Below are 5535 nucleotides of genomic sequence, written 5' to 3'. Positions count from 1 at the left end.
GTGAATGGTGATCAGTTCCGTGGCAAAAACGAGTCTGAAATCGCTATCTGGAATGAATGCGCAAGATTGCTTGCCAACGCGATCATCTACTTCAACTCCGCGATACTGAGTCATCTTCTGGGACACTTTGAAGCGAGAGGAGATGAAGAGAAAGCGGGTATCACTCGTGCTGTTTCGCCCGTTGCGTGGCAAAATATCAACTTAAGCGGAACGTATAACTTCACTAATACTGGGAAATTGCCCAATATTGGCGAAATAACAAGGCCGATAGTGGATGATTAGGCTCCAAGCTGAAAGTAAACCACCTCCGCAGCCATTTATTGGTGTGGTCTACAGAGGATTATGTCTTTTTAGAGGGGAAAATCCCTAGAACCCCACAATGGAACGATTGTGCTCGACTCATTTCAAATTGCATTATTTATTATAATTCCGCGTTACTATCGGCATTTTTACAAATCCAAGAGAGGAACGGTAGGCAAGATGTGGTTGATGTTATTTCTCGGCTTTCACCTGTTGCTTGGCAACACATTAATCTAAATGGGGAATATGCCTTTAATAAAGACCGCAAAGAAATCGACTTAGCTGGTTTACTTAGTGATGTAGAATCAATAAGTTAAAGAATGCCATCTGTTTGTATTTCTAATTCAAAAGGTACTGCGCATCAAAGTGCCATTAAAAATTGGAGGTGTTGATATTCTATATGCTTGATATATACAAGCTAACATTGATAGAAAACAGATAAGCTAACAAGTTTTTAGTCGAGCCATGAACTGTTCTATAATTGTTCTAATTGCAAAACTCTTCAATTTGGTTTGTTACTAGATTTAAAAATACTTTTCTATGCTCGATTTTAGTAAGTAGCAGCTTTTGGATGTCTTCAGGAACTTTTCTTTCTCCTGCATCTATTGCCATTAGTAATGGCTTGATATCAACTACAAGAAGACCTGCCGCCCTTGCTGCTCGAATGAACTTTAATCTCTTTAATGCACATAAGCCGTAAAGTGAATGGCCTGACTTAGTTTTTTCTTCGCAGTGTACTAAGTTCTCAAGAACATAATTTCTTACCGTATGGACAGATGTTTGTGCAGCTAGTGCCAGTTGAGAAATACTCAAAGGAAAATCCAACGCATCATCATCACTACTAATGAACTTATTGATGTCAGGTATCTCTGTCAAAAAACTGACTTCACCAACAGGAATGTTTTCAACCTTAGATTTAATCATGATTTAGCATGCTTCCAATTTGTGTTGTTAATGGAATGCCTTAAGATATCTTGATTACATTCAATCAATTGGCACTCCATTAACATTTCTGTAAGTACATTACCGTTAAATGATTACCCTGCGCAGCAAGATAGCTCTTTAACGTCTTTGCTAAAGGTTTGAGCGCATAACTTCAATCCTTCAACCATCGTCAAATACGGAAATAGTTGACCTGCCAATTCTTCGACTGTCATTTTATTATGAATAGCAAGAGCCGCACTTTGAATCAGTTCTCCGCCTTCATGGGCTAAAATTTGTGCGCCTATCAGTTTTCCCGTGGATTCTTCAGCTACCAACTTGATAAAACCATCCGTTTCAAAATTTGCTAAAGCTCTTGGTACGTTTTCCATATCAAGTACACGACTTATCGTATTTATTCCTACCGCTGAAGCTTGTACTTCGGTTAGACCTACCGTAGCAACTTGTGGGTCGGTGAATATAACAGCAGGCATGGTAGATAAGTCGAGTTGCGCATTTCCACCTGTCATATTAATTCCAGCCCTACTTCCGGCAGCAGCAGCAACATAAACAAATTGTGGCATATTGGAGCAATCTCCAGCGGCATAAATGTTAGCTGTTGATGTTTCCATCATACTATTAACAACAATGGCACCACTTTTATCTGTTTCAACACCAACATTTTCTAAACCAAGCTTTCCAGTATTTGCATGGCGACCCGTAGAGATAAGCAATTTTTCAGCGATTAATGTTCCTTCGTTAGTTTCCAATGAAAAACCATTGCTATCATAAGAAACATGACTTGCTTGCGTATTATTAAGTACCCTAATACCTTCTTTTTCAAAGCACTCTGCCAGTTTTTCACCTAATAACGGATCTTCAGCATATAAAAGGGTATGTCTGGCTAGAATTGTCACACGGCTACCTAAACGGGCATAAGCTTGCGCAATTTCCAGAGCAACAACGGAGGAGCCGATGACAACTAGACTACTCGGTAACTCTTCTGCAAATAAGGCTTCTGTTGATGTCCAATAAGGTGTATCAACTAAACCCTTAATTGGCGGAATGCTTGGTGTAGAGCCTGTTGCAATTAAAATGCGATCTGCAACCAGCTCTTCTTCACTACCATCAGACTTGTGAACTAGCAAGGTATTTTGATTTTTAAAACGTGCATAACCTTTAAGTAAAGATAGCGCGGGATTACTCTCTAAAATACGTTGATATTTAGCATCGCGTAGTTCTTCGACGCGAGCGTTTTGCTGATGTGCTAATAAGGAGCGGCTAAGTTGTGGCTGAATATTTTCTAAACCATCAAACGGGTTAGTACGTTGCTGATGCGCTAATTGCGCAGCACGGATCAATATTTTTGAAGGAACACAGCCGACATTTACACAGCAACCTCCGATTACATCGGCTCCTTCAATGATAGTAACTCTTGCTCCGCCTTCTGCTGCTTTAATCGCACTGGCAAAGGCCCCTGAACCACTACCAATAATGGCTACATGTAATTGTTCTGGCTGGATGTCATTTGACGAGCAACAACTATTCGTTGACATATTTTATTCCTCTAAAAAAGTTAAGCGGTACAAGTTTCATCATCACAGCGTTTATTCGCAGGAGAAACCATGTCCCAAATTGATACAGCAACCATTAGTCCTAGCCCCGTATAAGTAACGTATGAACTCCACCCGTACTGGAACCAAGGGTATAAAGAGAGTAAAACCAAAATGGGGCCAATTGAACCGATAAAACTACGGTACCATTGACGATGGCTAAACCAGCCTAAGATATTCATTGCCAGCGCTAATACTGCAAACAGTGGTAACAACGTATTGATAAATACCCCTTCCCACTGACTAAGAAATCCCATCCCAATTGCCGCACCAAGACTAGCTATCGCGGGAAAACACATGGCGCATCCCATTGCCGAAACAAGTGCACCTATAGAGCCTGCTTTATCTCCGATACGCGTAACTAGTTCTAAGGGGCTAAACATTACTTATTTTCACTTTTTAAATTTGAAGGGTAGCCAGCGTTGGTAGTCGCTGCAATTAATGCATTGATGTTGGTTTTAGTGTCATCAAAAGAAACAACAGCTAGCTTAGGCTTGTAGGTAACTTTCGCATTTTCAACGCCATCAACATTTTCTAATGACTTTTTAACTGTGATTGGACATGTCGCACAGTTCATCGTTGGCACTTCCAGTGTAACTGTTTTTACTTCAGCAAAAGCACCAAAACTAGAAAGTGAAAGCAGTGCGGTTAATAATAATTTTTTCATAATTAGCTCCAAATTTTAAAATGTTATAAATTTCTTGATCTGTATATTAAGCAAACAAAAGTATCCAATAATTACTGGTCACTAAAATTGTCGCAACTATAGCGCTCAGCCAGAAAATGACTTTTCGTTGTTGCTGTTTCTTAGGAATTGCACAGGCCGTTCCCGGCTCACACTCTTCTACAGGACGGTAAATTTTCCAACCTGAGTAGCCAAACAACAACACTACAAATGCGATAAATAATGGCCTATAGGGTTCAAATGCAGTTAAATTACCAATCCATGAGCCACTTACCCCAAGTAATAACAGGAGCAAAGGACCTACACAGCATACGCCTGCGCCTAATGCTGCTATGATGCCTCCTATCATTGGAAGGTTTGATTTTTTTTGATTCATATAGATACCTCATTAAGTGATAATGCAAGTGTATTGCATGTACCTAAGTACGGAGTCAAGGGTGATTTATAAAAAATTTATCTTTGATAATCTGCTACGACAGATACGGGGAATAAGCTAACTTGAATTAAGGCGCAGAAGTAAAATTGGATATGCTGTTTTAGTGGGAAATGGTAGTTAAGTGAATCATTTACTTCGGTTGCAACGAATCAATTATTGGGCAGTGGCTATCGTCATCATTATTTTGGCATTGTCCTAAATGTTCTTCCAAAGCGTGTTCTAACAACAACAAGTCAGCCATCTTTTTTTGTACTGCGATCAGTTTTTTATTAGCTAATTCTTGTACTTTACTACATGGACTATCGTTTAACGCAAGTAACCCTTCAATCTCATTTAGCGTAAAACCTAATTCTTGAGAACGCTTGATAAAATGTATTCTATTTACCGTTTCTTTCGGGTAATGTCTATAGCCCTGCATAGGCTTTGGTGGTTGTTTAATTAAGCCTTTGCGTTCATAAAAGCGAATTGTTTCGACATTTACACTCAGTTCTTTAGCCAACATACTTATGGTTCGTTTAGACACGTTATCAATTACCTTACTGACTTTTTGTTTACTTACTTTATATCTAATTAAAGTGACCATCAATGAATACCAGTTTAAACATCGCTAATTGATTTTGTTTTTTCTTCTATTAAATAAGTAAAGTTACCGTTGTTACAACAATATTAAACCACAACAATGTATGGTTTATCCTTTTTCATTATCAAAGTCCAAATTAGTGTTATTACATGCAGTTCTACATGAGTACACCCTAAAGATACTGTTAATATATCACAGGCAATTACGTAATGACACCACTTAAATAAACCTATATGATATGACACCATCTAAATAGACCTAATTAGGCAAAAATGTTCATAAGAGCATATTTACGAGCATCAACTTCTGAGCAAGATGCAAATAGAGCAAAAAGCTCATTAAAAAAATTCGTTTCTGGCTTCAGCAAACGAATTGCTTCTTTTTATATAGAAAATAAATCTGGTAATTCTTTAGATAGACCAGAGCTAATTCGTTTATTGGATGAATCAGAGTCCGGTGATGTTTTGTTAGTTGAATCAATCGATCGTTTAACAAGGCTAAGCCCTGATGATTGGAAAACTCTTGTAGCCTCAATAAATGAAAAAGGAATTAGTGTTGTTAGTTTAGATCTACCAACCAGTCATTTAACATTTGGCAGTTTTCCAAGTGATGATTTTATGAGATCAATACTTAGTGCTATTAATAATATGCTGTTAGAAATATTAGCGGCCAGTGCATATAAAGAATATCGAGAACGTGAACGTAAGCAAAAAGAAGGTATTGTAAAAGCACAGCAAAAGGGACTTTATCACGGTCGTCAGCCTGATTTAGAGGCTCATGATAGGATTGCCTCGTTTACTGAAGCTGGATTTAGTATTAATAAAACGGCTGAAGCAGTTGGAGTTAGTCGAAGTACGGTAATTAGAGTTAGAAAAAAGCTTATAAACTTAGACTAAGGTTAATTTCGAGGGGATGGGCGCAAAGAGACTGTAACTAATTTTGTGTAACTGCCTATCTCAATTTACTCTATAGAGAGTTAAGGATAGGCAGATGAACATGA

At 38.3% G+C, this 5535-nt stretch carries 9 protein-coding genes; 3 read left to right on the top strand and 6 right to left on the bottom strand.

Going from position 1 to position 5535, the window contains the following annotated elements:
* Together NO989_RS21455 and NO989_RS21450 are read left to right on the top strand one after the other, a co-directional pair.
* Nucleotides 1-282 (top strand): Tn3 family transposase (locus NO989_RS21455; protein ID WP_206926155.1); only part of this gene is annotated, 282 nt, incomplete at its 5' end.
* A 41-nt stretch (nt 283-323) separates the two neighbouring features.
* Nucleotides 324-617, top strand: coding sequence for a Tn3 family transposase (locus tag NO989_RS21450; RefSeq protein ID WP_158088382.1), 294 nt, complete (start codon nt 324-326; stop codon nt 615-617).
* Nucleotides 618-786: 169 nt separating this feature from the next.
* On the opposite strand, the gene NO989_RS21445 is transcribed toward NO989_RS21450, so the two are convergent.
* The 6 genes from NO989_RS21445 to merR all read right to left on the bottom strand — a co-directional run bounded on the left by NO989_RS21445 (nt 787) and on the right by merR (nt 4538).
* Complete coding sequence (locus tag NO989_RS21445) at nt 787-1224, bottom strand: MerR family transcriptional regulator (RefSeq protein ID WP_008110853.1); 438 nt, start codon at nt 1222-1224, stop codon at nt 787-789.
* A 113-nt stretch (nt 1225-1337) separates the two neighbouring features.
* Complete coding sequence (gene merA / locus NO989_RS21440; RefSeq protein ID WP_008467329.1) at nt 1338-2777, bottom strand: mercury(II) reductase; 1440 nt, start codon at nt 2775-2777, stop codon at nt 1338-1340.
* Nucleotides 2778-2797: 20 nt separating this feature from the next.
* On the bottom strand, nt 2798-3217 hold the full coding sequence (gene merC, locus NO989_RS21435; RefSeq protein ID WP_012517596.1) for an organomercurial transporter MerC: 420 nt from the start codon (nt 3215-3217) through the stop codon (nt 2798-2800).
* Nucleotides 3217-3501 (bottom strand): mercury resistance system periplasmic binding protein MerP, encoded by a 285-nt coding sequence (gene merP, locus NO989_RS21430; protein ID WP_008110847.1) that lies wholly within the window; start codon nt 3499-3501, stop codon nt 3217-3219. Before merP ends, merC begins: the two co-directional genes overlap by 1 nt.
* A 46-nt stretch (nt 3502-3547) precedes the next feature.
* On the bottom strand, nt 3548-3895 hold the full coding sequence (locus NO989_RS21425) for a mercuric transporter MerT family protein (protein WP_012517597.1): 348 nt from the start codon (nt 3893-3895) through the stop codon (nt 3548-3550).
* Between the two features lie 190 nt (nt 3896-4085).
* Nucleotides 4086-4538, bottom strand: coding sequence for an Hg(II)-responsive transcriptional regulator (merR, locus tag NO989_RS21420; RefSeq protein ID WP_008110844.1), 453 nt, complete (start codon nt 4536-4538; stop codon nt 4086-4088).
* A gap of 269 nt (nt 4539-4807) precedes the next feature.
* On the opposite strand from merR, the gene NO989_RS21415 reads away from it, so the two are divergent.
* Nucleotides 4808-5431, top strand: coding sequence for a recombinase family protein (locus NO989_RS21415; protein ID WP_371343171.1), 624 nt, complete (start codon nt 4808-4810; stop codon nt 5429-5431).
* Nucleotides 5432-5535 lie beyond the last annotated feature (104 nt).

It is taken from the genome of Alteromonas sp. DY56-G5 (genome assembly GCF_041414725.1).
GTDB classification, from domain to species: Bacteria; Pseudomonadota; Gammaproteobacteria; order Enterobacterales; family Alteromonadaceae; genus Alteromonas; species Alteromonas macleodii.
This window is presented reverse-complemented; position numbering and strand designations above follow the sequence as displayed.

Excerpts from the sequence above, each read along its gene's own strand:
- merA (WP_008467329.1), bottom strand. The coding sequence starts at position 2,777 with ATGTCAACGAATAGTTGTTGCTCGTCAAATGACATCCAGCCAGAACAA.
- NO989_RS21425 (WP_012517597.1), bottom strand. The coding sequence starts at position 3,895 with ATGAATCAAAAAAAATCAAACCTTCCAATGATAGGAGGCATCATAGCA.
- NO989_RS21415 (WP_371343171.1), top strand. The coding sequence starts at position 4,808 with ATGTTCATAAGAGCATATTTACGAGCATCAACTTCTGAGCAAGATGCA.
- merR (WP_008110844.1), bottom strand. The coding sequence starts at position 4,538 with ATGGTCACTTTAATTAGATATAAAGTAAGTAAACAAAAAGTCAGTAAG.
- NO989_RS21445 (WP_008110853.1), bottom strand. The coding sequence starts at position 1,224 with ATGATTAAATCTAAGGTTGAAAACATTCCTGTTGGTGAAGTCAGTTTT.
- merC (WP_012517596.1), bottom strand. The coding sequence starts at position 3,217 with ATGTTTAGCCCCTTAGAACTAGTTACGCGTATCGGAGATAAAGCAGGC.
- merP (WP_008110847.1), bottom strand. The coding sequence starts at position 3,501 with ATGAAAAAATTATTATTAACCGCACTGCTTTCACTTTCTAGTTTTGGT.